The organism is Streptomyces sp. NPDC002176, from assembly GCF_044903645.1.
GTDB lineage: Bacteria > Actinomycetota > Actinomycetes > Streptomycetales > Streptomycetaceae > Streptomyces.
The window spans coordinates 14960-41265 of sequence record NZ_JBJDQW010000006.1 but is presented as its reverse complement, the minus strand read 5'-3'; the positions used below and the strand labels follow the sequence as shown (position 1 = coordinate 41265).

The window sequence follows — 26306 nt, the reverse complement described above, 5'->3', positions numbered from 1 at the left end:
GGGGTGTCCGCGCGCATACGGGCGCGGCGGCACACGAGTGCCCTTCCAGCAGGGCGGCCGGGAGATGCGGGAGTGCGGTGACTTCCGCTCAGAAGGGGCGACAGAGCATGGCGGAGACGCGGCACAGGTCCACTGCCCGCCGCTTCGTGAGATCCGCCTGTCGCTTCATGCCGTCGATCGTAAGGAGGTCCGGGCGTACGTGTCACCGGCGTGTCATATAGCGAGACGCGATCGTCCGCATCCTGGACCGCGCACACATGCCCGAGGACGCGGAAAGCGCCCTCGGGCCCGGAATCCGGGCCGTCGGGCGCTTCCGTCGGTCTTCACGTCCGCCGCACAACCGTGTCACGGACAACGCGTCTCGCCAGTCGGACAGACGTACGAGGCTCGCGCGGCTCCTACCCGCCCAGCTTCAGGTCCGAACCCGTCACGCCGATCTCCACACCGTCCGCCGTGGCCCGCACGCTGTCCACCGCGATACCGCCCGGCAGCTGGTCCAGGGCCTGCTGGAAGTCGGTGATCTGGCGGAAGGTGCCGTCGGCCAGGTTGGCGCCCGCGATGACCGGCAGGGCGTCCGCGTGCACCGAGACCTTGCCGCCCTTGACGTCGACCGAGCTGAGCACCGGGATGGTCCGCTCGATGCCGAGTGCCGGGATGCCGAGCTTCACCGAGACCTTGATCTTGCCGTTGCCGCCGTCCCCGAGGCCGGTGATCTGGGCCGTGACACCGGGCGCCAGCTCGGTCGGCTCGGTCTTGGCGGCCTTCATCAGCTGGTCGTAGGCGATGGTGGCGGAACCGGTGCCGCTCGCGGCGGTCGCCGAGGAGTAGTCGCTGGAGAACTTCACGTCCTTCAGGTCGGCCTTGAGGTCGTCGACGCGGATCACCCGGCCCTCGGTGCCGGTGGGCGCCGAGTAGTCCTTGATGCCGAGGCCCACGTCGTCCAGCGAACCGCCCGCGACCTGGGTGAGGAAAGGGAAGCCCTTGATGTCCACGTCCGGCGTCGAGGCGAGGTTCTCCCGCGCCCGCATCCGGTCCGCGACCTCACCCTCGGCGAAATGCACCGCGACCCGGTCCGCGAGCACGAAGAGCCCGCCCAGGATCACGACGAGAATCAGGAGTATTCGCAGGGCCCGCATGTTCTCCCCAGAGGTCGGCGGCTCGGTTCCGGCGCCGCCACCGTAGCCCCGCCGGGACCGGCCGGGCGGAAATTGTGGATCACCTGTGACGGGCCCGCGCCGGACTGCGGCATTTCCCGTCTTTGCCCCACCACTTTCCGGAAACCCCGGCCGGAAACAGCCCCCGGCCGGGTGACGCCGGTCAGCCGAAGACCCGGCCCAGGAGCCAGACCGCCGGGGCCGCCGCCGCGAGGGGGAGGGCGACGCCCGCCGTGAAGTGGACGAAGCGGGAGGGGTAGTCGTAGCCGGCGACCCGGTGCCCGATGAGCCCGCAGACCGCCGCGCCCGCGCCGAGGGCCGCGCCACCCGTGCCCAGCCCCGTCAGGTTGCCGACCGCGAGGCCGGTGCCCGCCGCCGCCAGCAGCGAGACGACGACCGAGACCGGGGTCGGCATCGGCAGCGCGCGGGCCAGGACGGCGACCGCGACCGCCGCCGCGCCGACCGACACCGCGTGCGCGGAGGCGCCCAGGAAGCCGGTGGCGAGGATGGCGAGCGCCGAGGAGGCGACGGTGGCCATCAGGCCGTACATCCGCTCGTCCGGCGAGGCGTGCGAGCGGAGCTGGAGGACCAGGGCCAGCAGGACCCAGATGCCGAGCGGGCCGAGGATCGCGGCCGGGGCGTGCTCACGGCCCGCCGCCAGCACCGCCACGTCGGCGACCAGACCGCCGAGGAAGGCCAGCGCGATGCCCTGCCGGGCGGGCCACATGCCGTTCAGCCGGAACCAGCCCGCGGCCGTCACCGCCTGGAGCAGCACCAGCGGCACCACCAGGGCGTACGAGCCCAGCGGCGCGGCCACCGCGAGGAGGGCGCCGAGCAGGGCGGTGAGCGCGGCGGGCTGGATGCCGGGCTCGATGACCGGCGAGCGGCCCTCCAGGCGGGCCCGCTGGGCGTCGGTGATCCGGGCGTTCCCGGCGAGGGTCGCGGGCCCGAAGGCGGGCCCGGTCTCCTCCACCGGCTGGGGCGCGGGGGCCTGCTGGTACGGCTGCTCGGCCACCGGTACCCGCGCGTGGTTCTGGGTGTCCCAGGTCTGCCCCTGCCACTGCTGGGCGGGCGCCTGCTGGGTCCCGTAGGGGTCGGCGTAGGGGTTCGGGTACTGCGGCTGTCCGGGGGCCGGGGCCCAGTCGCCCGGTGTCCGCTGCTGCCCGTAGGGGTCGTACCCCGAGTACGGGCCGCCCTCGTACGACTGCTGGTCGCTCAACGCCTCATCCTCCTGCGAACGGCGGGAGCACCTCGACCGTGCCGCCCTCGGCCAGCCGTACCGTCTCATGCGCGCGGGTCCCGACGGGAGCGCCGTCGACGAGGAACGCGCACCTCCGCAGCACGCGGGTGAGTTCGCCGGGGTGCCGTTCGCGTACCGCGGCCAGCGCCTCGGCCAGCGAGTCGGCGTCGTACGGTTCGTCGGCGATCCCGGCCGCGGCCTTGGCTGCGGCCCAGTAGCGCACCGTGACCTTGGGCATCTCGTTCCTCATCGGACGGCGGGAAAGAACAAACAATGAAAGAAAGACGGTGCGGCCAAGGCTAGTCCGTCCCCCGCCCGGCGCGCTCCCGCGCCCAGCGGCCGATCCGGGCCAGCAGCTCGTCACCGGCCGCGTTCTCGGCGTGGCCCATGCCCGGTTCCAGCCAGAGTTCGCCCGCCTCCCCGGCCGCGTCCGCGAGCATCCGGGGGTGGTCGAGCGGGAAGTAGCCGTCACTGTCCCCGTGCACCACCAGCAGCGGGACGGGCGCGATCCGGGCGGCCGCCTCCACCGGGGAGAGCGGGACGGGGTCCCAGTCGCGGTGGTGGATACGGGTGCGGAAGCCGTAGCGGCCGACCAGGCGGCCCGACGGGCGGGTGACCAGCCAGTGCAGGCGGCGCATCGGCGCGGTGCCCCGGTAGTACCAGCGGGCGGGCGAGCTGACCGAGACCACCGCGTCGACCATGCCGGGATTCAGCGCCGCGTGCCGCAGCACCACCGAGCCGCCCATGGAGAAGCCGACGCTCACCACGCGCGCGTGCCCGAAGCCGCGCGCCCACTCCACCGCCGCCGCCAGGTCCAGCACCTCACGGTCGCCCACCGTGGAGCGCCCGCCGGAGGCGCCGTGGCCCCGGAAGGAGAAGGTCACCACCGCCCCGTACGCGGCCAGCGCGCGGGCCACCCGGCGCACGTGCGGCCGGTCCACGTCCCCGGTGAAGCCGTGCGCGACCACGAAGACGGTCTCGGCGGGGCCCGTTTCGTATACGGCGGGGCCGGGATCGTATACGGAATCCACCGGAATTCCGTCGGCCGTACGCAGAAAAGTCCGGACAGTGGTGTCTTGGCCCGTCTCGGAATTCGGACGAATGGTGGAACGTGGCGCATGACCCGCCGGACGGTTGCTCATGTGGGCTATTCTGCTGGGCAGAGGACTCGGGCAGCGAAGCCCCCGGGTCCTTTTGTGCTTTCGGACGCGTTGTATACGAGGCGGGCGTGCCGCCGGTATACGGGGCCGACGGGAACGCAGAGCATGTACCGCACCGGATACGTCCTCGCAGGGACCGAGGAGGAACCAGACGTATGAGTTCTCTGCTGCTCCTGACCAACGCCCTCCAGCCGTCGACGGAGGTGCTCCCCGCGCTCGGCCTGCTGCTGCACAGCGTGCGGGTCGCCCCGGCGGAGGGTCCCGCTCTCGTCGACACCCCCGGCGCCGACGTCATCCTCGTCGACGGCCGCCGCGACCTCCCCCAGGTGCGCAGCCTGTGTCAGCTGCTGCGCTCCACCGGACCGGGCTGTCCGCTCGTCCTGGTGGTCACCGAGGGCGGCCTCGCCGCCGTCACCGCCGACTGGGGCATCGACGACGTACTGCTCGACACCGCGGGCCCGGCCGAGGTCGAGGCCCGGCTCCGGCTCGCCATGGGCCGCCAGCAGCTCGTCGGCGACGACTCCCCCATGGAGATCCGCAACGGCGACCTCTCCGTGGACGAGGCCACCTACTCCGCGAAGCTCAAGGGCCGGGTGCTCGACCTGACCTTCAAGGAGTTCGAGCTGCTGAAGTACCTGGCCCAGCACCCCGGCCGCGTCTTCACCCGCGCCCAGCTCCTCCAGGAGGTCTGGGGCTACGACTACTTCGGCGGCACCCGCACCGTGGACGTGCACGTACGGCGACTGCGGGCCAAGCTCGGCCCGGAGCACGAGTCACTGATCGGCACCGTCCGCAATGTGGGATACCGCTTCGTCACCCCGGAGAAGCCCGACCGGGCCGCCGAGGAGGCCAAGCGGGCGGAGGCCAAGCGCGCGGAGGCGGGGCGGGCCGCGTCCGGGCGGGCAAAGGCGGCGGAAGGGGACGCCTCGGCCGTCCGTGAGGACAGCGGGGTCTCGGCGGACGCTTAAAGCCGTCGCGGCCGGGGTAGTGCCAGGGCACCCCCGGCTGTCTCCGGCCCCGGTCCACGCCACGAATGCCCTGCCCAGAGCGGGTCGATCCGCGTAGACTCCGCGCGTGGCGAAGGTGACTCGGGATGATGTGGCACGACTGGCGGGTACCTCCACCGCCGTGGTCAGTTATGTCATCAACAACGGACCCCGGCCGGTCGCCCCGGCCACGCGCGAGCGTGTCCTCGCGGCCATCCAGGAGCTGGGGTACCGCCCGGACCGGGTGGCCCAGGCGATGGCCTCGCGCCGTACCGACCTGATAGGTCTGATCATCCCGGACGCCCGCCAGCCCTTCTTCGGGGAGATGGCGCACGCGGTCGAACAGGCCGCCTCCGAGCGCGGGAAGATGGTCCTGGTCGGCAACACCGACTACATCGCCGAGCGCGAGGTCCACTATCTGCGGGCCTTTCTCGGCATGCGGGTCTCCGGTCTCATCCTCGTCTCGCACGCGCTGAACGACCAGGCCGCCGCCGAGATCGAGGCGTGGGACGCCCGCGTGGTGCTGCTGCACGAGCGCCCGGAGGCCATCGACGACGTCGCCGTCACCACCGACGACCTGGGCGGCGCCCAGCTCGCCGTCCGCCATCTCCTGGAGCACGGCCACGACTACGTGGCCTGCATGGGCGGCACCGCCGACACCCCGGCCGTGGGCGACCCGGTCTCCGACCACGTGGAGGGCTGGCGCCGGGCGATGGCCGAGGCGGGCCTGTCCACCGAGGGCCGCCTCTTCGAGGCCGCGTACAACCGCTACGACGCCTACCGGGTCGCGCTGGAGATCCTGGCCGGGCCGCGGCGGCCGCCCGCGATCTTCTGCTCCACCGACGACCAGGCCATCGGCGTGCTCCGGGCCGCCCGTGAGCTGCGCCTGGACGTGCCGGGCGAGCTGGCGGTGGCCGGGTTCGACGACATCAAGGAGGCGGGGCTCGCGGACCCGCCGCTGACCACGGTGGCCTCCGACCGCCCGGCGATGGCCCGCGCGGCGGTCGACCTGGTGCTGGACGACGGTCTGCGGGTGGCGGGCTCCCGCCGGGAGCGGCTGAAGACCTTCCCGTCCCGGCTCCAGGTCCGCGCCAGCTGCGGCTGCGCGGGCTGAACCGCAGGTCAGAGGGGTCTCATCGGAACCGAAGGCGGTTCTGCCGGGGTTCTCAGCCGGGCCTCAGGAAGCTCTCATGGTCGCGGGACATGCTCTTCGTATGACCGAGACCACGCGCCGCACCGGCGGCCACGAGTACGAGCATCCGCAGGGAACCCCCGCACCGCCGTACGCGGCTCCCCACGCGGCTGACGTGCACCCCGAGTGGCCGCCCCCGCCCGCCCACGCACCCACCGCGGGGACCGGGCGGCGGCGCAAGCGTCCCGGTGGTCCGGTCACGCTGCTCGCGGCGGTCGCGCTGGTCGCGGCCGCGGTCGGCGGAGGCACCGCCTACGCCTTCCAGCAGCTCACCGGGCACGACACCACCGCCACCGACACGGCCACCCCGGTGGTCGCGGCGGGCAAGAAGGGCGACGTGGCGAACATCGCCGCGGCGCTCACCCCGAGCGTCGTCGAGGTCAACGCGACCCTCGCCAGCGGCTCGTCCACCGGCTCCGGCGTGATCGTCAGCAGTGCGGGCGAGATCGTCACCAACAACCACGTCGTCTCCGGCGCCTCCTCGGTGAAGGTGCGCACCAGCGACGGCACCAGCCGCACCGCCCGCGTGGTCGGCACCGACAGCTCCAAGGACCTGGCGCTGCTGCGGGTGGAGGGCGCCTCGGGACTCAAGGCGGCGCCGCTCGGCACCTCCTCGGGCGTCCAGGTCGGTGACACGGTCGTGGCGATCGGCTCCCCCGAGGGGCTGACCTCCACCGTGACCAGCGGCATCGTCTCCGCGCTCGACCGGGACGTGACGGTGTCCACCGACGAGGGCCGGAGCGGCCAGGGACAGGGCGGCGACGAGCAGTGGCCCTTCCAGTTCGGCGGCCGTGAGTTCAACGGCGACACCGGCTCCTCCACCACCACCTACAAGGCCATCCAGACCGACGCCTCGCTCAACCCCGGCAACTCCGGCGGCGCCCTCATCGACGCCTCCGGCCGGGTGATCGGGATCAACTCCGCCATGTACTCCTCGGGTTCCCAGGCCGCCTCGTCCACGGACGCGGGCTCCATAGGGCTCGGCTTCGCCATCCCGGTCGACACCGTCAAGGCCGACCTCGCGAAGCTGCGGGCGGGTTCCACCAGCTGAAGGCTCCAGCACACGCAGTACCGAGCAGCAGGGAGAACGTCATGATCAAGCGCGTCTCGCACCAGGCCCCTGTCTCCGGACCGGCGAACGTCGTCGTCGCCCTCGAGGTGGCGCACGAGCTGCACACCCCCGACCCCACTCGTCGTCGGCTGCCCGAGCTGCCCACCCCCGCGCCCCAGCTGATGGGCCTGCGCACCTCCGCCGCCCGCCCGCACCGCCGCAAGGTGCCGCTGAACCGGCTCACCGCCCTGACCCGGTTGACCCCGGCCGGGGTCTGACCCCCGGCCTCGGACGCGGCGGAGCCGAAACGTGCGAGGCTGAGAGGCGCCCCGTCCACGACCCACCGCACCCACGAGGTACCGCGAGCGATGAGCCCCGCCGAAGGCGACCGTGATCCCCAGCGCATCCTGATCGTCGACGACGAACCGGCCGTCCGCGAGGCCCTGGAGCGCAGCCTCGCCTTCGAGGGGTACGACACCCGGGTCGCCGTCGACGGGGCGGACGCGCTGGAGCAGGCCGGGGACTACCGGCCCGACCTGGTCGTCCTGGACATCCAGATGCCCCGCATGGACGGCCTGACCGCCGCCCGCCGCATCCGGAACACCGGGGACACCACCCCCATCCTGATGCTGACGGCCCGGGACACGGTCGGGGACCGGGTGACGGGACTGGACGCCGGGGCCGACGACTACCTGGTCAAGCCCTTCGAGCTGGACGAGCTGTTCGCCCGCATCAGGGCCCTGCTGCGGCGCAGCTCGTACGCGGGAAGCGTGTCCGCCGAGGCCCGCGAGGACGAGGCGCTCACCTTCGGCGACCTGCGGATGAACCTGGCCACCCGGGAGGTCCGGCGGGGCGAGCGGCCGGTGGAGCTGACCCGCACGGAGTTCACCCTGCTGGAGATGTTCCTGGCGCACCCGCGCCAGGTGCTGACCCGGGAGCAGATCCTCAAGGCGGTGTGGGGCTTCGACTTCGAGCCCTCCTCCAACTCCCTCGACGTGTACGTGATGTACCTGCGCCGCAAGACCGAGGCGGGCGGCGAGCCCCGGCTCGTGCACACCGTCCGGGGCGTCGGGTACGTGCTGCGGCAGGGCGGCGCCGAGTGAGGCGGCTGATGCGCCGCTACCGGGCGCTGCCGATCCGGGCCAGGCTGGCGATGCTGGTCGCGGCGGCCGTCGCCTTCGCGGTGGCCGCGGTGTCGGTGACCTGCTGGTTCATCGTGCAGGGCAAGCTCTACAGCGAGATGGACGAGCGCCTGCAGAGCCTCGGCCGCCCGCTCAGCCCCGACCAGGTGACCACGCTGCTGCTGACCTGCCCCCAGTCCCCCGGCGCCGACGAGGGCCCGCCCTCCTTCCTGTACCTCCAGATCGTCACCGCCGAGGGCAAGACCTGCGTCACCCCCTTCTCGGAGGGCACGGTGAAGCTCACTCCGGCGGACGTGGCCGCCGCCCGCAACGCCACCCTCGGCCGCCGCACCCTGCGCGACGGCGTCGACTCCAACGGGGACGACGTACGGGTCATGACCAGCGCCGTGCCCGTCGGCGGGGCGCCCGGTACCCAGCCGTACCCGGAGGTCGCCGTGATGGTGGCCTTCTCCCTGAAGGACACCCAGCGCACCCTGAGCGACCTGGCGCTGATCCTGCTGCTGGTCTCCGGGATCGGGGTGGTGGGAGCGGGCGTGGCCGGGCTCGCCGTGGCGCGGGCCGGGCTGCGGCCGGTGGACAAGCTGACCGAGGCGGTCGAGCACGTGGCCCGCACCGAGGACCTGGCCGTCCGCATCCCGGTGGCCGACGACAGCGACGACGAGGTGGCCCGGCTCTCGAGGTCCTTCAACTCGATGACGACCGCGCTGGCCGGGTCCCGCGACCTCCAGCAGCAGCTGATCGCGGACGCCGGGCACGAGCTGCGCACCCCGCTGACCTCGCTGCGCACCAACATCGAGCTGCTGACCCGCAGCGAGGAGACGGGCCGCCCGATCCCGGCCGCCGACCGCAAGGCGCTGCTGGCCTCGGTGAAGGCGCAGATGACCGAACTGGCCGCGCTGATCGGTGACTTGCAGGAGCTGTCGCGCTCGGAGGGGCAGCGCGGCGAGCGGGTCCAGGTGTTCTCGTTCCAGGAGACCGTGGAGGAAGCGCTGCGCCGGGCCCGGCTGCGCGGGCCGGAGCTGACGCTCATGGCGGACCTGGAGCCCTGGTTCGTCCGGGCGGAGCCCTCCGCGCTGGAGCGGGCGGTGGTCAACATCCTGGACAACGCGGTGAAGTTCAGCCCCGAGGGCGGCACGGTCGAGGTCCGGCTGACCGACGGCGTACTGACCGTACGGGACCACGGTCCGGGCATCCCGCCCGATGAACTCCCTTACGTCTTCGACCGGTTCTGGCGCTCCCCCAGCGCCCGCGCGCTGCCCGGCTCGGGGCTGGGCCTGTCCATCGTGGCCCGTACGGTCCAGCAGGCGGGCGGCGAGGTCACGCTCGACCGCGCCCCGGACGGCGGCACGGTCGCCACCGTCCGGCTGCCGGGCGCGCCGACGCCTCCGCCGGAGACGCACCAGGAGGTCTAGCGGGCGCGCTCCACCCGGCGTTCGTCCCACACCGGCTCCGGGGTCTCGCGGACCCGGCCGTCGGAGCCGAAGACCAGGTAGCGGTCGAAGGAGCGGGCGAACCAGCGGTCGTGGGTGACGGCCAGCACGGTTCCCTCGTACGCCTCCAGCGCCTCCTGGAGCGCCTCGGCGCTCTCCAGGTCGAGGTTGTCGGTGGGCTCGTCCAGCAGCAGGGCGGTGGTCCCGGCGAGTTCCAGCAGCAGGATCTGCAGCCGGGCCTGCTGGCCGCCGGAGAGCCGCTCGAAGTTCTGCTCGGCCTGCCGGTCCAGGCCGTAGCGGCGCAGGATCGACATGGCGGGCCCGCGCGCCTGGGAGTGCTCGGACCACAGGATGTCCAGCAGGGTGCGGCCGACCAGCTCGGGGTGGGCGTGGGTCTGCGCGAAGTGCCCCGGCACCACCCGCGCGCCGAGCTTGAACAGCCCGGTGTGCGCGACGTCCGCCCCGGCCAGCAGGCGCAGGAAGTGCGACTTGCCGGAGCCGTTGGAGCCGAGGACCGCGACCCGCTCGCCGTAGAAGACCTCCAGGTCGAACGGTTTCATCAGCCCGGTCAGCTCCAGCGCCTCACAGGTGATCGCGCGCACCCCGGTACGGCCGCCGCGCAGCCGCATCCGGATGTCCTGCTCCTTGGGCGGCTCGGGCGGCGGCCCGGCCTCCTCGAACTTGCGCAGCCGGGTCTGCGCGGCCGCGTACCGCGAGGCCATCTCATGGCTGACCGAGGCCGCCTGCTGGAGGGTGACCACCAGCTTCTTCAGCTGCGCGTGCTTCTCCGACCAGCGGCGGCGCAGCTCCTCGAAGCGGGCGAAGCGCTCGCGGCGGGCGTCGTGGTAGGTGGCGAAGCCGCCGCCGTGGACCCAGACGTCGGCGCCGCCCTCGGCGGGCTCCACGCTGACGATCCGCTCGGCGGAGCGGGCGAGCAGTTCCCGGTCGTGCGAGATGAACAGCACGGTCTTGCGGGTGGCCCGGATCTGCTCCTCCAGCCAGCGCTTGCCGGGCACGTCCAGGTAGTTGTCCGGCTCGTCCAGCAGCAGCACCTCGTCGTGGCCCCGGAAGAAGTACTCCAGCACCAGCCGCTTCTGCTCACCGCCGGACAGGGTGTTCACCTGGCGCCACTGGGCCTGGTCGTAGGGGATGCCGAGGGCGGCCGTGGTGCACATGTCCCACAGGGTCTCCGTCTCGTACCCCTGGGCCTCGGCCCAGTCGGAGAGGGCCTGGGCGTACGCCATCTGCGCGGCCTCGTCGTCCACGGTCATGATCGCGTGCTCGGCCTCGTCGACCGCCTTCGCGGCCGTGCGGATGCGCTTCGGGGCGACGGAGACGAGGAGGTCGCGGACGGTGGACCCGTCCCGGACGCCGCCGACGAACTGGGGCATCACCCCGAGCCCGCCGCTGACGCTCACCTTGCCGCCGTGCGCGTCGAGTTCGCCCGCGATGATCCGCAGCAGCGTCGTCTTGCCCGCGCCGTTCGGGCCGACCAGCGCGACGGCCGAGCCCTCGCCGACGCGGAACGACACATCACCGAGCAGCGCCCGCCCGTCCGGCAGGTAGTACTCGAGATGCGCGACGTCCAGATGTCCCATGCCCCGCATTCTCCCCGCCCGACCCCGCCGGACGGAAACGGGATTCCGTCCGCACCCGGCGCGGGGCGCGCGCGCCGTACCCTCGTACGCATGAGCAGCGACGACTCCGTACGGGCCTTCCCCGCCCGCTCCCTCGAGACGCACACCGCACTCACGCCGGGCCAGGCCGAGGCGGTGCTCGCACTCCTCGCCGAGGCCGCCCGCGCGGACGGCCAGCAGCCGGTGTCCGAGCAGGGCAGGCTGCAACTGCGCGGCGGCGCCCGCGCGGGCGTCTCCCATCTGCTGCTGTACGCGGGGGACGAACTGGTCGGCTACGCCCAGCTGGAGGACACCGACCCGGTGGAGGCGCCCGCCGCCGAGCTGGTCGTGCGGCCCTCGCACCGGGGACGCGGGCACGGCCGGGCGCTCGGCACCGCGCTGCTGGCCGCCTCCGGCAAGCGGCTGCGGGTGTGGGCGCACGGCGGCCACCCGGCGGCCCGGCATCTCGCGCAGGTGCTGGGGCTGACCCTGTTCCGTGAACTGCGGCAGATGCGGCGGCCGTTGACCGGCCTGGAGCTGCCCGAGCCGGTGCTGCCCCAGGGCGTGACGGTGCGGGCGTTCGAGCCGGGCCGGGACGAGGAGGCGTGGCTCGCGGTCAACGCGGCCGCCTTCGCCCACCACCCCGAGCAGGGTTCGCTGACCCGGCGCGACCTGGACGACCGGGAGAGCGAGGCGTGGTTCGACCCGGCCGGGTTCTTCCTGGCCGAGCAGGACGGCGAGCTGACCGGCTTCCACTGGACCAAGACGCACGCCGAGGAGGGGCTCGGCGAGGTGTACGTGGTCGGGGTGCGCCCCGGCCGCCAGGGCGGCGGCCTCGGCAAGGCGCTCACCACGATCGGCCTGCGCCACCTGGCCGGACGCGGCCTGCCGACGGCCATGCTCTATGTCGACGCGGACAACAAGGCGGCGGTGTCGGTCTACGAGCGGCTGGGCTTCACCACCCACGAGACGGACCTGATGTACCGCACGGAGACGTGAACCCTGGTTCCCATGAACTGAGTTGAGGGGCGTCCGGACTTGACGGGCGCCCCTTCTCTACACCACCCTTTCACTACTCAATTAGTGAAAGGGTGGTTCAGCGCGTGGTCGAATACCGCATCGACCGGCACAGCGGGGTCGCCACCTACGTCCAGATCGTCCAGCAGACCAAACAGGCCCTGCGCCTCGGACTGCTGCGCCCCGGCGACCAGTTGCCCACCGCCCGCGAGGTGGTGGAGGCCACCGCCATCAACCCCAACACCGTCCTGAAGGCGTACCGCGAGCTGGAGCGGGAGGGGCTGGTGGAGGCGCGGCGCGGCATGGGCACCTTCGTCCGCCGCGCGCTCGGCGCCGCCCCCGCCGACTCACCGCTGCGGGCCGAGCTGGAGCAGTGGGCGGCGCGGGCCGTCGGGGCCGGGTGGGACCGGGACGACATGGCGGCCCTCTTCACGGCCGTACTCGACAAGAACTTCCAGGGAGAACGTTCATGAGCGACACCGCGATCGAGGCCGTCGGCCTCGGCAGACGGTACGGACGGCGGGGCGCCTGGGCGCTGCGCGACTGCGCGTTCCGGCTGCCCACCGGGCGGGTGTGCGCCGTGGTGGGTCCCAACGGGGCCGGAAAGAGCACCCTGTTCGGCATCGCGGCGGCTCTCATGGCGCCCACCGAGGGCGAGTTGCGGGTCCTGGGCACCTCTCCGGCCGACGCCCGGACCCGCGTGGGCTACGTCGCGCAGGCCAAGCCGCTGTACCCGCAGCTCACGGTCGCCGAGACGCTGCGCATGGGCGCCGACCTCAACCCGGGCCACTGGGACGCGGCCGGTGCCGAGCGGATCGTGGCCGGGGGCGACCTCGACCCCCGTAGCCGGATACGTTCCCTCTCCGGCGGCCAGCGCACCCGGGTCGCGCTGGCCCTCGCGCTCGGCAAGCGGCCCGAACTGCTGCTGCTGGACGAGCCGATGGCCGACCTCGACCCGCTCGCCCGGCACGACCTGATGGGCGTGCTGATGGGCACGGCCGCCGAGCACGGCACCACCATCGCCATGTCCTCCCATGTCGTCGCCGAGGTCGAGGAGTCCTGCGACCACCTGCTGCTCATCGGCTCCGGCCGGGTCCGGCTGGCCGGGGACATCGACGACCTGCTCGGCGCCCACCTGCGGGTCGCCGGGTCCACCGAGACCGAGGGGCTGACCGGGCACACGGTGGTCGAGTCCCGCACCACCGGGCGCCAGCTCTCCGCGCTGATCCGGCCGACCGGGCCGGTCCCGGGCGACTGGCGCACTGAGGCCCCCACCCTGGAGGACCTGGTCCTCGCCCACCTGCGCAGCCCGGGAGCGCCCGCGCTCACCCTGACCGAGGAGTACGCCGCGTGAGCACCCTTTCCGTTTCCGCCCGCTGGACGTTCCGCCTGCACCGGTGGGCGCTGGTCGTCTGGGCCGTCCTGGTGGTGGCGATCGGTGGGCTGCTGCTGTGGACGGCCGGCCCGCTCGCGGACGAGGCCGATCGCGGCTGGCGGCAGGCAGAGGCGTGCAGCAGGCTCGACAGGTGCGTCGTCGACATGGGCCTGTTCCACACCATGTACGGCTTCATGACCACCGCCGTGGTCCTGCTGCCGATCCTCGTGGCGGCATGGGCGGGCGCCTCGCTGACCGCGCGGGAGCTGGAGTCGGGCACCGCGCTGACGGCCTGGACCCAAGGAGTCTCTCCGGTGCGCTGGCTGGCGGTCCGGCTGGCACTGCCCGCCGGAGTGCTCACGGTGAGCGCGACCCTGCTGGTGGTACTGCACCGGTACGCCTGGGCGGCGCCCGAGGACCGGGCGGGCCCCTACACCCGCTGGTGGGAGCCCTTCACCTTCCACGCCAACGGCCCCACGGCCGTCGCCGCCTGCCTGACCGCGCTCGCCGCAGGTGCGTTGACCGGACTGCTGGTCCGCCGCACGCTGCCCGCCCTCGGCATCACCGTGGCCACCTCGGCGGTGCTGCTCGGCGGCGCTCACTGGCTAATGCCCCACCTCCGGACACCCGTGACCGAGGTGGCGCCGTTCCAGGACGGCTATCCCCACATGTTCGACGGTGTCCAGCTGTCGTACGGCATGGTCACCCGCACCGGAGCACACATCCCCACACCCGACTGCACCGCGACGGACATGGACGCCTGCCTGCGGCTCTACGAACAGCATGGCGGCACCGGCTTCTACAACACCTTCCACCCCGCCTCCCACTACTGGCCCCTCCAGCTCACCACCAGCGCCGTACTGCTCCTCGTGACCGCGCTGCTCACCGCCGCTTCCTTCGCGGTGCTGCGCCGCCGTACCGGCTGACCGACGGGGGCGGTCCCCTGCGGGCCGCCCCCCGATTTCCCGGACGTCATGTGCCCGTAACCCTTGATTCAGAACCGCTTGCGACCCTCGGGCGATGGAACCCGTGGCCCCCCACTTTCAGCCGCGGCCCGAGGGGGCCGAGGGTGGCGCGTCCGTTCCCGCGGATCACTTGAGATCAGACGCTGCCGTAACGCCCCTGGCGCGGAAGAATGGGTTCATGAGTCAGCGAGAAGCCCAGGTACCGGCCCACCCGTCCCCCGACGCCGCCCTGCGGCCGCAGCCCCCCGTGGGCTCGATCGCCGCCCACCGGCAGCACACGGTCGCGGCGACCGTCTCCGACCTGGAGCCCGATCTCGACGCCGACCTCGACGTGTACGAGGAGCGGGTCACGGACGGCGCCCCGCTGCCGCAGGGCCGCTTCCTGGACCGGGAGCGCAGCTGGCTCGCCTTCAACGAACGCGTGCTGGAGCTGGCCGAGGACCCCAGCACCCCGCTGCTGGAGCGCGCCAACTTCCTCGCCATCTTCGCCAGCAACCTGGACGAGTTCTTCATGGTCCGGGTGGCCGGTCTGAAGCGGCGTATCGCCACCGGGGTCGCCACCCGCTCCGCCTCCGGGCTCCAGCCGCGCGAGGTGCTGGAGATGATCTGGTCCCGCTCGCGCGAGCTGATGGCCCGGCACGCCGCCTGCTACCACGAGGACGTCGCCCCCGCGCTCGCGGAGGAGGGCATCCACCTGGTCCGCTGGAGCGAGCTGACCGACAAGGAGCAGGCCCGGCTGTTCACCCTGTTCCGGCACCAGATCTTCCCGGTCCTCACCCCGCTCGCCGTGGACCCCGCGCACCCCTTCCCGTACATCTCCGGCCTCTCGCTGAACCTGGCCGTCGTGGTGCGCAACCCGGTCAGCGGCCACAAGCACTTCGCCCGGGTGAAGGTGCCGCCGCTGCTGTCCCGCTTCCTGGAGAGCAGCCCCGGCCGGTTCGTCCCGCTGGAGGACGTGATCGGGGCGCACCTGGAGGAGCTGTTCCCCGGCATGGAGGTGCTGGAGCACCACGCCTTCCGGCTCACCCGCAACGAGGACCTGGAGGTCGAGGAGGACGACGCGGAGAACCTGCTCCAGGCGCTGGAGAAGGAGCTCATGCGGCGCCGCTTCGGGCCGCCGGTCCGGCTGGAGGTCGAGGAGGACATCGACCGCGAGGTGCTGGACCTCCTGGTGCGCGAGCTGAAGATCTCCGAGGCCGAGGTCTACCCGCTGCCCGGCCCGCTCGACCTCACCGGCCTCTTCCGCATCCACGGCCTGGACCGCCCGGAGCTGAAGTACCGCAAGTTCGTCGCGGGCACCCACCGCGACCTCTCCGAGGTGGAGTCCGCCTCCGCGCCGGACATCTTCGCCGCGCTGCGCCAGCGGGACGTGCTGCTGCACCACCCGTACGACTCCTTCTCCACCTCCGTGCAGGCGTTCCTGGAGCAGGCCGCGCAGGACCCGGACGTGCTGGCGATCAAGCAGACGCTGTACCGCACCTCCGGCGACTCCCCGATAGTGGACGCCCTGATCGACGCGGCCGAGTCCGGCAAGCAGGTCCTCGTGCTGGTCGAGATCAAGGCCCGCTTCGACGAGCACGCCAACATCAAGTGGGCGCGCAAGCTGGAGGAGGCGGGCTGCCACGTCGTCTACGGCCTGGTCGGGCTGAAGACCCACTGCAAGCTGTCGCTGGTGGTCCGCCAGGAGGGCGAGACCCTGCGCCGCTACAGCCACGTCGGCACCGGCAACTACCACCCGAAGACCGCCCGCCTGTACGAGGACCTCGGGCTGCTCACCGCCGACCAGCAGGTCGGCGCGGACCTCTCCGACCTCTTCAACCGGCTCTCCGGCTACTCCCGCCGCGAGACCTACCGCCGTCTGCTGGTCGCCCCCAAGTCCCTGCGGGACGGCCTGATATCGCGCATCGACAAGGAGATCCAGCACCACCGCGCGGGCCGTCCGGCCTTCGTCAGGATCAAGGTCAACTCCATGGTCGACGAGGCGATCATCGACGCCTGCTACCGGGCCTCCCAGGCGGGCGTGCCGGTCGACATCTGGGTACGCGGCATCTGCGCGGTCCGGCCCGGCGTCGAGGGGCTCTCCGAGAACATCCGGGTCCGCTCGATCCTCGGCCGGTTCCTGGAGCACTCCCGCGTGTTCGCCTTCGGCAACGGCGGCGAGCCCGAGGTGTGGTTCGGCAGCGCCGACATGATGCACCGCAACCTCGACCGCCGGATCGAGGCCCTGGTCCGGGTCACCGACCCCGGCCACCGGGCGGCCCTCAACCGCCTGCTGGACACCGGCATGTCCGACACCACCGCCTCCTGGCACCTGGGCCCCGACGGCGAGTGGACCCGGCACGCGACCGACGCCGAGGGCCAGCCCCTGCGCAACGTCCAGGAGATGCTCATTGACGCCCGGAGGCGCCGGCGTGGCACCACGACACCCTGACCGGCCCCACCCGGAGACCGTCCCGGCGCCCGCCGCCGGGACGGACCCCGACGGGGACGACCTCGCCGCGTATCTGCGGGCGCAGGCCACCGAGTTCCTGCGGGCACTGAGGGAGACCGGCAACGGGCCGGGCGGCGCCGAGGGTGCCGCCGACGCCGGGCGCGCGCTGCGCCGTTCCGCCCGCCGGATCAGCGCCGCCCTGCACACCTTCCGGGCCCTGCTCGACCCCGCCTGGGCCGACGGCATGCGGACCGAACTCGCCTGGGTGTCGGGCACCCTGGCGCTGGAGCACGCACAAGAGGCGCGGCTCGACCGGCTGTTGCTCGCGCTGCACCGGCTGTCCGGGTCGGCTCCCGCGCCGGTGCGGGCCGTGGTGCACGCGGGCGCCCCGGCACCCGTCGCCGAGCGCGGCAGCCTCACCGTGGGCGCGGCCAAGGCGGGCGCGCTGCTGGAGCGCAGGCTCACGCTGGCCCGGACCCGCGCCCACTCCGCCACCCTGGAGGCCCTGGGCTCCGCCCGCTTCCACGCCGTCGCCGACCGGGTCGCCCTGCTCGCCAGCGAGGTCCCCCTCGCGCCCGCAGCCCCCGCCACCGGACTCGGCCCGCTGGCCGCCGCGGCCGAGGACCGCCTCGCCGGTGCCGTCGCCGCGCTGCCCCTGGTCACCGCAGGGGACCCCTACAACGCGCAGGCCCTGATCCACGGCCTCTCCCCCGACCCCGCCCCGCACCCCCAGGACGGCCCCTGGCACCAGGTCCGGCTCCTGCTCCGCCTGCACCGCTACGCCCGCGAGATCCCGCACCCCGCCCCCGCCGACCCCCGGCTGCGCCCGGCCGCCGAGGCCCTGACCCGGCACCGGGACGCCGCCGAGGCCGCCGCCGAGGCCGCCCAGGCCGCCCGCACCCCCCGGATCGCCACCGCCACGGCCTACGCCCTCGGCGTCCTCCACGCCGACCAGCGCCACGAGGTGGAAGCCGCCCGGTTCACCTTCCAGCAGACCTGGCAGTCCTGACCCCGGAGGAGCCCCCCGTGCCCGCAGGCCCCCACGCGCTCCCCAAGCTCATCCGGGCCGCGGGCTGCGTCCTCTGGCGCCGGGCACCCGGCACCGGCGCCCTTCAGGTGTGCCTCGTGCACCGCCCCCGGTACGACGACTGGTCGCATCCCAAGGGCAAGCTCAAGCGGGGCGAGTCCGCGGCGGCGGCGGCCGTGCGCGAGGTGGGGGAGGAGACGGGCTACGCGGCCGAGTTGGGGGCCGAGCTGCCGACGCTGCGGTACCCGGTCGACGGGCGCCCCAAGCAGGTGCGGTACTGGGCCGCCGAGGCCGTCTCCGGTGCGTTCGTGCCCAACTCCGAGGTGGACCGGGTGGAATGGCTGACGCCCGCCGAGGCGCGCACCCGGATCAGCCACCCGCGCGACCGCGATCTGCTCGACGCCCTCACCCGACGGCTCGAACACCACTGAACTCGAACACCACTGAAAGCGCGGGCAAAAAAGTACGGAGCGCACGCCGGAGCGCTCACGCTCCGCCGAGGTGCCCCTCCGCGTCGGTCCGCGCCTGGCTGCGCGCCCGGCGCGCCGGACCCCGCCAGCCGCAACTGCACCGCGCCAGACAGAAGCGCCCCTGCTCTGCCGTCTCCGTACGGTGTTCCCGCGCCCCCTCGGGGCCCTGCTCAGACGCCACGGCGCCACGCTACCGGCCGCGCGCCGGGCCGTGCGCCGCCCCCTCCCGGCCCCCTTCCGTCCGCTCCACGGGCCGGACAGCGCGTGACGGCACTCCCTACCCGTCGTTAACCGGGAAAACAGGGGACCAGTGACGGACGTAACCGGCTGGGGGTAAGGCAGGCCATGGATCGGCGGCAGCACACGCGCGCGGGCAGGACCCGCGTCGCGGTGGGGATCATGGGACTCACGGTCGGGCTCGGGGCGGGCGCCTCGGGGTGTTCCGGCAGCGGAGTCGCCGCCGAGGGGGTGAACGGCGCGGGCGGCGAGCCGGTGGCCGTGCTCCGACAGGCCGCCGACACCCTGCGCGACGCGGGCACCGCCCGCGCCACCACCTCCATGGAGATGGCGACCGGCGGCACCCGGGTCACCATCCGGGGCCGGGGCGTCTACGACTTCGGGCGCCGCCTCGGCGAGCTGACCGTGGTCCTCCCGGCGGACCCCACCGGCACCCCGGAGCACCGGCCCATCACCGAACTCCTCGCCCCCGGCGCCCTGTTCATGAAGAACCGGGGCGCGGGCGTGCCCGCCGACAAATGGGTCCGGGTGGAGGCCGCGACGGCCTCCGACGGCAACCTGGTCACCGGCGGCGCGACCGACCCGTACGCCGCGGCCGAGGTGCTGCGCGGGACGCGCACCGCGACCTACGTGGGCCGTACGAGCGTCGGCGGGACCCCCGTACGGCACTACCGGGGCACCGCCGACCTGGCGCGCGCGGCCCGCGCGGCCTCGGCGGACAACCGGGCGTCGCTCGCCGCGGCGGCGAAAGGGTTCGCCACGGCCGAGGTCCCGTTCGACGCGTATCTCGACGACGAGGGCCGCGTCCGCAAGCTCCGCCAGCGCTTCAGCTTCGTCAACGGACGGCAGGCGGCGGCCGTGGCGGTCGCCTCCACCACCCTGCTGCACGGCTTCGGCACCGAGGCCGACGTGACGCTCCCCCGCCCGGAGGACATCTACGCGGGCCGCCTCGCGGAGAACCAGGAGGGGGCCCCGGCCGACTAGTCCGGCCCGTCTAGTCCGGCCCGTCGCGCGGGGACTAGCCCGTCCGTGCCATGCGCGGCGCGTGGCGCGATCCCTACTCTAGGAAGCCGGTACCGGTCAGGAAGAGGTGACGCGCGTGGCTCCGGTCGGCGGTACGGCGGTGCAGGACCACGTGGCCCTGGCCGAGATAGAACTGTGCGGCGAGCTGATGATCGCCGCCTCGGCCGCCGAGGACCGGCTGAGCCTGGCGCACATAGACGAGGTGCTCCGGGTCACCGAGGACCGCGGAGCCGTCCTCTAGCAGCACGGGCAGCGGCTCAGGTGCGCAGCAGGCGGCCGATCGCCTTCGTCGCCTCGTCCACCTTCGCGTCGATCTCGTCGCCGCCCTTGAGGGCCGCGTCCGCCACGCAGTGCCGCAGGTGCTCCTCCAGCAGCTGGAGCGCGAAGGACTGCAGGGCCTTGGTGGAGGCGGAGACCTGGGTGAGCACGTCGATGCAGTACGTGTCCTCCTCGACCATGCGCTGGAGACCCCGGATCTGGCCCTCGATCCTGCGCAGCCGCTTCAGGTGCTCGTCCTTCTGGTGGTGGTAACCGTGCGTGGCGCCGGCCTCGGTCGTCGTCATCGCGGGCCTCCATCTCGGGACGGTCGGGGGCATATACCCCTGGTGGGTATATCGTAACGAACTTCGCGGGGTAGCGGACCGGTCGAAGGTCCCCCGTGCCGAGCACGGCGCCCGATGGGCGACACTGGGGGATGGCCCGATAGCCGTGGCCGGATGATGCGCCTAGCATCAGCCTGACCGAAACCAAAGCATCCCGAGGACCACACGTGCGCTTTCGTCTGACCCCCAGGGAGACGAGCTTCTACGACATGTTCGCCGCGTCCGCGGACAACATCGTCACCGGCTCGAAGCTCCTGATGGAACTGCTCGGGGCGGACTCCTCCGCCAGGGCCGAGATCGCAGAGCGTATGCGGGCCGCGGAACACGCCGGTGACGACGCCACGCACGCGATCTTCCACCAGCTGAACTCCTCCTTCATCACGCCGTTCGACCGCGAGGACATCTACAACCTCGCCTCCTCGCTCGACGACATCATGGACTTCATGGAGGAGGCCGTCGACCTGGTCGTCCTCTACAACATCGAGGAGCTGCCGAAGGGCGTCGAGCAGCAGATCGAGGTGCTGGCGCGGGCCGCGGTGCTGACGGCGGAGGCGATGCCGAACCTGCGCACCATGTCCAACCTCACCGAGTACTGGATCGAGGTCAACCGGCTGGAGAACCAGGCCGACCAGATCCACCGCAAGCTGCTCGCCCAGCTCTTCAACGGCAAGTACGACGCGATCGAGGTGCTGAAGCTCAAGCAGGTCGTGGACGTGCTGGAAGAGGCGGCGGACGCGTTCGAGCACGTGGCGAACACGGTGGAGACCATCGCCGTCAAGGAGTCCTGAGGCGTCGATGGACACCTTCGCACTGATCGTGACCGTCGCGGTCGCGCTCGGCTTCACGTACACGAACGGCTTCCACGACTCCGCGAACGCCATCGCCACCTCGGTGTCGACGCGCGCGCTGACCCCGCGCGCCGCGCTGGCGATGGCGGCCGTGATGAACCTCGCCGGTGCCTTCCTCGGCTCCGGTGTCGCCAAGACCGTCTCCGAGGGCCTGATCGAGACCCCGCACGGCTCACGCGGCATGGCCATCCTCTTCGCCGCGCTGATCGGCGCGATCGTCTGGAACCTCGCCACCTGGTACTTCGGCCTGCCCTCGTCGTCCTCCCACGCGCTGTTCGGCGGCATGGTGGGCGCGGCGCTGGCGGGCGGCATCGACGTGCTGTGGAGCGGCGTCGTCGAGAAGATCGTCATCCCGATGTTCCTCTCCCCGGTCGTCGGTCTGATCGGCGGCTATCTGGTGATGACGGCCATCCTGTGGCTCTTCCGCAAGTCCAACCCGCACAAGGCCAAGCGCGGCTTCCGCATAGCCCAGACGCTGTCGGCGGCCGGTATGGCGCTCGGTCACGGCCTCCAGGACGCGCAGAAGACCATGGGTGTCGTGGTGCTCGCCCTGGTGATCTCCGGCAACGAGACCTTCGGCGACCCGATCCCGGTCTGGGTCAAGATCTCCTGCGCGCTGATGCTGTCGCTCGGCACCTACGCGGGCGGCTGGCGCATCATGCGCACCCTGGGCCGCAAGATCATCGAGCTGGACCCGCCGCAGGGCTTCGCCGCCGAGGCGACCGGCGCGTCGATCATGTTCACCACGGCGTTCCTGTTCAAGGCGCCGATCTCCACCACCCATGTCATCACCTCGGCGATCATGGGTGTGGGCGCGACGAAGCGGGTCAACGCGGTCCGCTGGGGCGTCGCCAAGAACATCGTGCTCGGCTGGTTCATCACCATGCCGGCCGCCGCACTGGTCGCGGCGGGCGCCTTCGAGCTGGTCAATCTGGCCGTGCTGTAGGACCCGCCCCGCAGACGGAGAAGGGCCCGCCCCCGGATCACCGGGGGCGGGCCCTTTCCGTTTCCTCGCGGTGGCACCGCCATGCAGCACCGCGAGGGGCTCAGCGGCTCAGCCGAAGCGGCCCGAGATGTAGTCCTCGGTGGCCTGCACCGACGGGTTGGAGAAGATCCGCTCGGTGTCGTCGATCTCGACCAGGCGGCCCGGCTGGCCCACCCCGGCGAGGTTGAAGAAGGCCGTACGGTCCGAGACGCGCGCCGCCTGCTGCATGTTGTGGGTCACGATGACGATCGTGAACCGTTCCTTCAGCTCACCGATCAGGTCCTCGATCGCGAGGGTGGAGATCGGGTCGAGCGCGGAGCAGGGCTCGTCCATCAGCAGCACCCGGGGCTGCACGGCGATGGCCCGCGCGATGCACAGCCGCTGCTGCTGGCCGCCGGAGAGGCCGGAGCCGGGCTTGTTCAGCCGGTCCTTGACCTCGTTCCACAGGTTGGCGCCGCGCAGCGACTTCTCCACCACGTCGTCCAGCTCGCTCTTGCGGTACCCGCCGTTCAGGCGCAGGCCCGCCGCCACGTTCTCGAAGATCGACATGGTGGGGAACGGGTTCGGGCGCTGGAACACCATGCCGACCTCGCGCCGCACCGACACCGGGTCGACGCCGCTGCCGTACAGGTCCTCGTCGTCCAGCAGCACCTTGCCCTCGACGCGGCCGCCGGGGGTCACCTCGTGCATCCGGTTCAGGGTGCGCAGGAACGTCGACTTGCCGCAGCCGGAGGGGCCGATGAACGCCGTCACCGAACGCGGTTCCACGGTCATCGAGATGTCCTCGATCGCCTTGTGGGCGCCGTAGAAGGCGGTGAGTCCGCTCACATCGATTCGCTTGGCCATTGCTTCACTACTTCCAGTCGGTCACTGAGGGGGGCCGCGTCAGCGACCAGTCTTGGGGGCCTTCCAGCGGGCGATGCCGCGGGCCGCCAGGTTGAGGATCATCACGAACGCGATCAGCGTCAGCGAGGCCGCCCAGGCACGGTCGTACGCCGCGCCCGAGCCCGCGCTCTGCGCGTACTGCTGGTAGATGTACAGCGGCAGCGACGCCTGGGCGCCCTCGAAGGGGTTCGCGTTGATGAAGGGGTTGCCGAACACCAGCAGCAGCACCGGCGCGGTCTCGCCCGCGATCCGGGCGACGGCCAGCATGACGCCGGTCGTGATGCCGCCGAGCGAGGTCGGCAGGACCACCTTGAGGATGGTCCGCCACTTCGGGATGCCGAGCGCCAGGGACGCCTCGCGCAGCTCGTTCGGGACCAGCTTCAGCATCTCCTCGGTGGAGCGCACCACCACCGGCATCATCAGGATCGCCAGGGCCAGCGAACCGGCGAACCCGAAGGGCTGGAGGTCGAGGATGAGCATCAGGCTGAGGATGAACAGGCCCGCGACGATGGACGGGATGCCCGTCATCACGTCGACGAAGAAGGTCACCGCCAGGGCGAGCCTGCCCCGGCCGTACTCCACCAGGTAGATCGCGGTGAGCACCCCGATCGGGGCGCCGATGGCGGTGGCGAGGCCGACCTGCTCCAGGCTGCCGAGGATGGCGTGGTAGATGCCGCCGCCGGGCTCGGAGTCGGCGACCAGGCCCATGGAGTGGCTGAGGAAGTAGCCGTCGAGGACCTTCACACCGCGCGAGACGGTCGTCCAGACCAGCGACACCAGCGGGACCACGGCCAGCAGGAACGCCACCCAGACCAGCGCGGTGGCGACCCGGTCCTTGGCCTGGCGGCGGCCCTCCGCGCGGGCGGCGACCAGGTAGGTGCCCAGGACGTACAGCAGGGCGGCGATCAGGCCCCACTGGACGTGGCTGTGCAGTCCGGCCACCAGTCCGATGCCCACGGCCAGGGCGATCGACCCGGCCGCGACGGCCCACAGGGACCACTTCGGCAGCCCGGCGCCGCGCCGCACACCGGCGCCGTCCAAGGGATTCAGTGCGGTGCTCATGCGTTGGCCCCCGAGTACTCCTTGCGGCGGGCGATGATCGCGCGGGCCGCGCCGTTGACCAGCAGGGTGATGACGAACAGGACCAGACCGGAGGCGATCAGCGCGTCCCGGCCCTGTACGGACGCCTCACCGAACTTGGAGGCGATGTTCTGGGCGAAGGTGCCGCCGCCGGGGTCGAGCAGGCTGGCCTGGATGTCGTAGCTCGGGGAGAGCACGGTGGCCACGGCCATCGTCTCGCCGAGCGCGCGGCCGAGGCCCAGCATCGCGGCGGAGATCACCCCGGAGCGCCCGAAGGGCAGCACCGCCATGCGGACGACCTCCCAGCGGGTGGCGCCGAGGGCCAGCGCGGCCTCCTCGTGCATCCGGGGCACCTGGCGGAAGACCTCGCGGCTCACGTTGGTGATGATCGGCAGGATCATGATGGCCAGCAGGATGCCGACGGTCAGCATCGCGCGCGGGGCGCCGCCGTTCCAGGCGAAGATCCCGGTCCAGCCGAGGAACTGGTCCAGCCAGCCGTACAGGCCCTGCATGTGCGGGACGAGGATCAGGGCGCCCCACAGGCCGTAGACGATCGAGGGCACGGCGGCGAGCAGGTCGATCACATAGGCGATCGGGCCGCTCAGCCGACGCGGGGCGTAGTGCGTGAGGAACAGCGCGATGGCCACCGCGATCGGCAGGGCCAGCGCCATGGCGACGACCGAGGACACGACCGTGCCGAACGCCAGCACCGCGATGCCGAAGACCGGCGGGTCGGTGTTGGTGTTCCACTCGAAGGTGGTCAGGAAGTTGCCGTCGTCGGCGCTGATCGCCAGGCACGCCCGGTAGGTGAGGAAGACCGCGATCGCGGCCATGATCACCAGCAGCAGGATGCCCGAGCCGCGGGACAGGGCCAGGAAGACCCGGTCACCGGGGCGGCTCACCCCGCGGGCGGTCCGCCGCGCCTCGGCGGCGGGCGGGGGTGGTACGTCGGTTGTCGTCGATATGTCCATCGGGTTCTCCGGTCTGCTGAGCCGCGCGGGGCGGCTCACAGGAGCCGTACGCGGGGTACGGCTCCGGGCGGCGGTGCACCGGACGGTGCGCCCGGCCCCCACGAGCGGGGCCGGTGCGCACACGCGGGATCAGGTCAGCTCAAGGAGGCGACGGTGGTGCGGACCTTGGCGATGATCTCTTCGGGGATGGGCGCGTAGTCGTTCTGCGACAGCACCTTCTGGCCGTCCTCGGAAGCGAGGTAGGTCAGGAACGCCTTGGTCGCGGCCAGCGTCTCGGGCTTGTTGCCCTTGTCGCAGACGATCTCGTACGTGACCAGGGTCAGCGGGTAGGCGCCCTCGGCCTTGGTGTTGTAGTCCAGCTTCAGCGCGAGGTCGTTGCCCGTGCCGACGACCTTGGCGGCCGCGATGTCGGCGGTGGCGGAGTCGGTGGACGGCTTCACCGGGGTCTTGGCGCCGGTGGCGACGGCCACGGTGGTCATGTCCTTGGCGTAGGACAGCTCGAAGTAGCCGATCGCGCCCTGGTTCTGCTTGACGCCCTGGGCCACACCGGCCGACCCGGAGGCCGCCTGGCCGCCCTTGGCCTGCCACGCCTTGCCGCCCTCGTACTTCCAGTTGTCCGGGGTGGTGGCGATCAGGTACTTGGTGAAGTTGTCCGTGGTGCCGGAGTCCTCGGAGCGGTGGAACGCCTGGATCTTCAGGTCGGGCAGCTTCGCCGAGGGGTTCAGCTTCTTGATCGCCGGGTCGTTCCACTTCTGGATCTTGCTGTCGAAGATCTTGGCGAGCGTCGGGGCGTCCAGCACCAGGTCGTCCACGCCGGGCACGTTGTAGCCGAGCGCGATCGGGCCGCCGACCATGGGCAAGTCGATGCCCTGGCCGCCCTTGCAGACCTTCTTGGAGGCGACGACCTCGTCCGGCTTCAGCGCGGAGTCGGACCCGGCGAAGGCGATCTGACCCTGGTTGAAGGAGGTGACACCGGCACCGGAACCGGCGCCCTTGTAGTTGATCTGCACACCGCACGCCTGGGAGAAGTTCTTCACCCACGCGTCGATCGCGTTCTTCTGCGCCGAGGAGCCGTCGGCCAGCAGCTGGCCCTTGGCGCCGTCGCACTTGATCGAACCGGCCGCGGCCGCCGACGACGAGCCGCCGCCCGTCTTCGTGCCCGTGTCGTCGGAACCGCACGCCGTCAGGGCCAGGGCACCGGAGACGGCGACCGCACCGAGCGAGAGGGCGCGCAGCCGGTTCTTGCGCTGAAGCTTCACGTTCGGAAGTTCCTTCCAGGAGCCGCCGCTAGGGGCGGCGTGCGACGTTGGGTGGTACGCGAGTGCATCTTGTCCGCACTCCGTACCGGCTACGGCCGAAATTAGGCAGAACAGGTGAAGCCGCCGATGGCCCGAAGTGAACGAGGGGTGAACCCCTGCC

At 72.2% G+C, this 26306-nt stretch carries 29 protein-coding genes; 17 read left to right on the top strand and 12 right to left on the bottom strand.

The genetic code is table 11. The annotated features are described in order from the left end of the window. Positions 1–88 precede the first annotated feature (88 nt). The 5 genes from ACI2LY_RS25740 to ACI2LY_RS25720 form a co-directional block, all read right to left on the bottom strand. A complete protein-coding gene (locus ACI2LY_RS25740) occupies positions 89–169 on the bottom strand; it encodes a putative leader peptide (RefSeq protein ID WP_362163317.1) in 81 nt (26 codons plus the stop codon). A 229-nt stretch (positions 170–398) separates the two neighbouring features. Continuing rightward, on the bottom strand, positions 399–1136 hold the full coding sequence (locus ACI2LY_RS25735) for a DUF2993 domain-containing protein (RefSeq protein ID WP_404709219.1): 738 nt from the start codon (positions 1134–1136) through the stop codon (positions 399–401). Positions 1137–1317: 181 nt separating this feature from the next. Continuing rightward, positions 1318–2373, bottom strand: coding sequence for a hypothetical protein (locus ACI2LY_RS25730; protein WP_404709218.1), 1056 nt, complete (start codon positions 2371–2373; stop codon positions 1318–1320). A 4-nt stretch (positions 2374–2377) separates the two neighbouring features. Further along, positions 2378–2632, bottom strand: coding sequence for a MoaD/ThiS family protein (locus ACI2LY_RS25725; protein ID WP_404709217.1), 255 nt, complete (start codon positions 2630–2632; stop codon positions 2378–2380). 61 nt (positions 2633–2693) lie between these two features. Next, entirely contained in the window at positions 2694–3536 is an 843-nt protein-coding gene (locus ACI2LY_RS25720; protein ID WP_404709216.1) for an alpha/beta hydrolase, read from the bottom strand. 173 nt (positions 3537–3709) lie between these two features. On the opposite strand from ACI2LY_RS25720, the gene ACI2LY_RS25715 reads away from it, so the two are divergent. From ACI2LY_RS25715 to ACI2LY_RS25690, 6 genes are all read left to right on the top strand, one after another. Continuing rightward, complete coding sequence (locus ACI2LY_RS25715; protein ID WP_404709215.1) at positions 3710–4522, top strand: winged-helix domain-containing protein; 813 nt, start codon at positions 3710–3712, stop codon at positions 4520–4522. Positions 4523–4628: 106 nt separating this feature from the next. Next, a complete protein-coding gene (locus ACI2LY_RS25710) occupies positions 4629–5654 on the top strand; it encodes a LacI family DNA-binding transcriptional regulator (RefSeq protein ID WP_404709214.1) in 1026 nt (341 codons plus the stop codon). A gap of 100 nt (positions 5655–5754) precedes the next feature. Beyond that, a complete protein-coding gene (locus ACI2LY_RS25705) occupies positions 5755–6783 on the top strand; it encodes a S1C family serine protease (RefSeq protein WP_404709213.1) in 1029 nt (342 codons plus the stop codon). A gap of 41 nt (positions 6784–6824) precedes the next feature. Further along, entirely contained in the window at positions 6825–7061 is a 237-nt protein-coding gene (locus tag ACI2LY_RS25700; protein WP_389005333.1) for a hypothetical protein, read from the top strand. A 90-nt stretch (positions 7062–7151) separates the two neighbouring features. Beyond that, complete coding sequence (locus ACI2LY_RS25695; protein WP_389005335.1) at positions 7152–7886, top strand: response regulator transcription factor; 735 nt, start codon at positions 7152–7154, stop codon at positions 7884–7886. An 8-nt stretch (positions 7887–7894) separates the two neighbouring features. Continuing rightward, entirely contained in the window at positions 7895–9337 is a 1443-nt protein-coding gene (locus ACI2LY_RS25690) for a sensor histidine kinase (RefSeq protein WP_404709212.1), read from the top strand. On the opposite strand, the gene ACI2LY_RS25685 is transcribed toward ACI2LY_RS25690, so the two are convergent. After that, positions 9334–10953: an ABC-F family ATP-binding cassette domain-containing protein gene (locus ACI2LY_RS25685; protein ID WP_404709211.1), complete on the bottom strand. Its 1620-nt coding sequence runs from the start codon at positions 10951–10953 to the stop codon at positions 9334–9336. The genes ACI2LY_RS25690 and ACI2LY_RS25685 overlap by 4 nt on opposite strands. Positions 10954–11043: 90 nt before the next feature. On the opposite strand from ACI2LY_RS25685, the gene mshD reads away from it, so the two are divergent. From mshD to ACI2LY_RS25650, 7 genes are all read left to right on the top strand, one after another. Beyond that, positions 11044–11970, top strand: a complete 927-nt coding sequence (mshD, locus tag ACI2LY_RS25680; RefSeq protein ID WP_404709210.1) for a mycothiol synthase — start codon at positions 11044–11046, stop codon at positions 11968–11970. Between the two features lie 104 nt (positions 11971–12074). After that, entirely contained in the window at positions 12075–12461 is a 387-nt protein-coding gene (locus ACI2LY_RS25675; RefSeq protein ID WP_389005343.1) for a GntR family transcriptional regulator, read from the top strand. Further along, entirely contained in the window at positions 12458–13342 is an 885-nt protein-coding gene (locus ACI2LY_RS25670; RefSeq protein WP_404709209.1) for an ABC transporter ATP-binding protein, read from the top strand. The genes ACI2LY_RS25675 and ACI2LY_RS25670 overlap by 4 nt, the downstream gene beginning before the upstream one ends. Continuing rightward, the gene (locus tag ACI2LY_RS25665; RefSeq protein WP_404709208.1) at positions 13339–14289 is read left to right on the top strand and encodes an ABC transporter permease; all 951 of its coding nucleotides are present in this window, start codon (positions 13339–13341) and stop codon (positions 14287–14289) included. Before ACI2LY_RS25670 ends, ACI2LY_RS25665 begins: the two co-directional genes overlap by 4 nt. A 217-nt stretch (positions 14290–14506) precedes the next feature. Then, a complete protein-coding gene (locus ACI2LY_RS25660) occupies positions 14507–16759 on the top strand; it encodes an RNA degradosome polyphosphate kinase (RefSeq protein ID WP_404709207.1) in 2253 nt (750 codons plus the stop codon). After that, complete coding sequence (locus ACI2LY_RS25655) at positions 16740–17768, top strand: CHAD domain-containing protein (RefSeq protein WP_404709206.1); 1029 nt, start codon at positions 16740–16742, stop codon at positions 17766–17768. Before ACI2LY_RS25660 ends, ACI2LY_RS25655 begins: the two co-directional genes overlap by 20 nt. Before the next feature lie 17 nt (positions 17769–17785). After that, complete coding sequence (locus ACI2LY_RS25650; RefSeq protein ID WP_404709205.1) at positions 17786–18217, top strand: NUDIX hydrolase; 432 nt, start codon at positions 17786–17788, stop codon at positions 18215–18217. Between the two features lie 55 nt (positions 18218–18272). On the opposite strand, the gene ACI2LY_RS25645 is transcribed toward ACI2LY_RS25650, so the two are convergent. Next, the gene (locus tag ACI2LY_RS25645; protein ID WP_404709204.1) at positions 18273–18437 is read right to left on the bottom strand and encodes a hypothetical protein; all 165 of its coding nucleotides are present in this window, start codon (positions 18435–18437) and stop codon (positions 18273–18275) included. 164 nt (positions 18438–18601) lie between these two features. On the opposite strand from ACI2LY_RS25645, the gene ACI2LY_RS25640 reads away from it, so the two are divergent. Together ACI2LY_RS25640 and ACI2LY_RS25635 are read left to right on the top strand one after the other, a co-directional pair. Continuing rightward, complete coding sequence (locus ACI2LY_RS25640; protein WP_404709203.1) at positions 18602–19477, top strand: hypothetical protein; 876 nt, start codon at positions 18602–18604, stop codon at positions 19475–19477. A 115-nt stretch (positions 19478–19592) separates the two neighbouring features. Further along, positions 19593–19757: a hypothetical protein gene (locus ACI2LY_RS25635; protein ID WP_404709577.1), complete on the top strand. Its 165-nt coding sequence runs from the start codon at positions 19593–19595 to the stop codon at positions 19755–19757. A 16-nt stretch (positions 19758–19773) separates the two neighbouring features. Here ACI2LY_RS25635 and ACI2LY_RS25630 read toward each other — a convergent pair whose 3' ends face one another. Continuing rightward, the gene (locus tag ACI2LY_RS25630; RefSeq protein WP_361661319.1) at positions 19774–20079 is read right to left on the bottom strand and encodes a metal-sensitive transcriptional regulator; all 306 of its coding nucleotides are present in this window, start codon (positions 20077–20079) and stop codon (positions 19774–19776) included. Positions 20080–20285: 206 nt separating this feature from the next. On the opposite strand from ACI2LY_RS25630, the gene ACI2LY_RS25625 reads away from it, so the two are divergent. Continuing rightward, positions 20286–20906: a DUF47 domain-containing protein gene (locus tag ACI2LY_RS25625; protein WP_030804247.1), complete on the top strand. Its 621-nt coding sequence runs from the start codon at positions 20286–20288 to the stop codon at positions 20904–20906. 7 nt (positions 20907–20913) lie between these two features. Continuing rightward, positions 20914–21912: an anion permease gene (locus tag ACI2LY_RS25620; RefSeq protein WP_389005360.1), complete on the top strand. Its 999-nt coding sequence runs from the start codon at positions 20914–20916 to the stop codon at positions 21910–21912. A gap of 108 nt (positions 21913–22020) precedes the next feature. On the opposite strand, the gene pstB is transcribed toward ACI2LY_RS25620, so the two are convergent. The 4 genes from pstB to pstS all read right to left on the bottom strand — a co-directional run bounded on the left by pstB (position 22021) and on the right by pstS (position 26146). Further along, entirely contained in the window at positions 22021–22797 is a 777-nt protein-coding gene (pstB, locus tag ACI2LY_RS25615) for a phosphate ABC transporter ATP-binding protein PstB (RefSeq protein WP_030804241.1), read from the bottom strand. A 39-nt stretch (positions 22798–22836) separates the two neighbouring features. Then, positions 22837–23898: a phosphate ABC transporter permease PstA gene (gene pstA, locus ACI2LY_RS25610; protein ID WP_404709202.1), complete on the bottom strand. Its 1062-nt coding sequence runs from the start codon at positions 23896–23898 to the stop codon at positions 22837–22839. After that, positions 23895–24887, bottom strand: a complete 993-nt coding sequence (gene pstC, locus ACI2LY_RS25605; protein ID WP_404709201.1) for a phosphate ABC transporter permease subunit PstC — start codon at positions 24885–24887, stop codon at positions 23895–23897. Before pstC ends, pstA begins: the two co-directional genes overlap by 4 nt. 134 nt (positions 24888–25021) lie before the next feature. Beyond that, positions 25022–26146, bottom strand: a complete 1125-nt coding sequence (gene pstS, locus ACI2LY_RS25600; protein ID WP_404709200.1) for a phosphate ABC transporter substrate-binding protein PstS — start codon at positions 26144–26146, stop codon at positions 25022–25024. Positions 26147–26306 lie beyond the last annotated feature (160 nt).

Coding starts and splice junctions, on each gene's coding strand:
- ACI2LY_RS25740 (WP_362163317.1), bottom strand. CDS start 169: ATGAAGCGACAGGCGGATCTCACGAAGCGGCGGGCAGTGGACCTGTGC.
- ACI2LY_RS25735 (WP_404709219.1), bottom strand. CDS start 1,136: ATGCGGGCCCTGCGAATACTCCTGATTCTCGTCGTGATCCTGGGCGGG.
- ACI2LY_RS25725 (WP_404709217.1), bottom strand. CDS start 2,632: ATGCCCAAGGTCACGGTGCGCTACTGGGCCGCAGCCAAGGCCGCGGCC.
- ACI2LY_RS25720 (WP_404709216.1), bottom strand. CDS start 3,536: ATGAGCAACCGTCCGGCGGGTCATGCGCCACGTTCCACCATTCGTCCG.
- ACI2LY_RS25715 (WP_404709215.1), top strand. CDS start 3,710: ATGAGTTCTCTGCTGCTCCTGACCAACGCCCTCCAGCCGTCGACGGAG.
- ACI2LY_RS25705 (WP_404709213.1), top strand. CDS start 5,755: ATGACCGAGACCACGCGCCGCACCGGCGGCCACGAGTACGAGCATCCG.
- ACI2LY_RS25700 (WP_389005333.1), top strand. CDS start 6,825: ATGATCAAGCGCGTCTCGCACCAGGCCCCTGTCTCCGGACCGGCGAAC.
- ACI2LY_RS25695 (WP_389005335.1), top strand. CDS start 7,152: ATGAGCCCCGCCGAAGGCGACCGTGATCCCCAGCGCATCCTGATCGTC.
- ACI2LY_RS25690 (WP_404709212.1), top strand. CDS start 7,895: ATGCGCCGCTACCGGGCGCTGCCGATCCGGGCCAGGCTGGCGATGCTG.
- ACI2LY_RS25685 (WP_404709211.1), bottom strand. CDS start 10,953: ATGGGACATCTGGACGTCGCGCATCTCGAGTACTACCTGCCGGACGGG.
- mshD (WP_404709210.1), top strand. CDS start 11,044: ATGAGCAGCGACGACTCCGTACGGGCCTTCCCCGCCCGCTCCCTCGAG.
- ACI2LY_RS25670 (WP_404709209.1), top strand. CDS start 12,458: ATGAGCGACACCGCGATCGAGGCCGTCGGCCTCGGCAGACGGTACGGA.
- ACI2LY_RS25660 (WP_404709207.1), top strand. CDS start 14,507: ATGAGTCAGCGAGAAGCCCAGGTACCGGCCCACCCGTCCCCCGACGCC.
- ACI2LY_RS25640 (WP_404709203.1), top strand. CDS start 18,602: ATGGATCGGCGGCAGCACACGCGCGCGGGCAGGACCCGCGTCGCGGTG.
- ACI2LY_RS25630 (WP_361661319.1), bottom strand. CDS start 20,079: ATGACGACGACCGAGGCCGGCGCCACGCACGGTTACCACCACCAGAAG.
- ACI2LY_RS25620 (WP_389005360.1), top strand. CDS start 20,914: ATGGACACCTTCGCACTGATCGTGACCGTCGCGGTCGCGCTCGGCTTC.
- pstB (WP_030804241.1), bottom strand. CDS start 22,797: ATGGCCAAGCGAATCGATGTGAGCGGACTCACCGCCTTCTACGGCGCC.
- pstA (WP_404709202.1), bottom strand. CDS start 23,898: ATGAGCACCGCACTGAATCCCTTGGACGGCGCCGGTGTGCGGCGCGGC.
- pstC (WP_404709201.1), bottom strand. CDS start 24,887: ATGGACATATCGACGACAACCGACGTACCACCCCCGCCCGCCGCCGAG.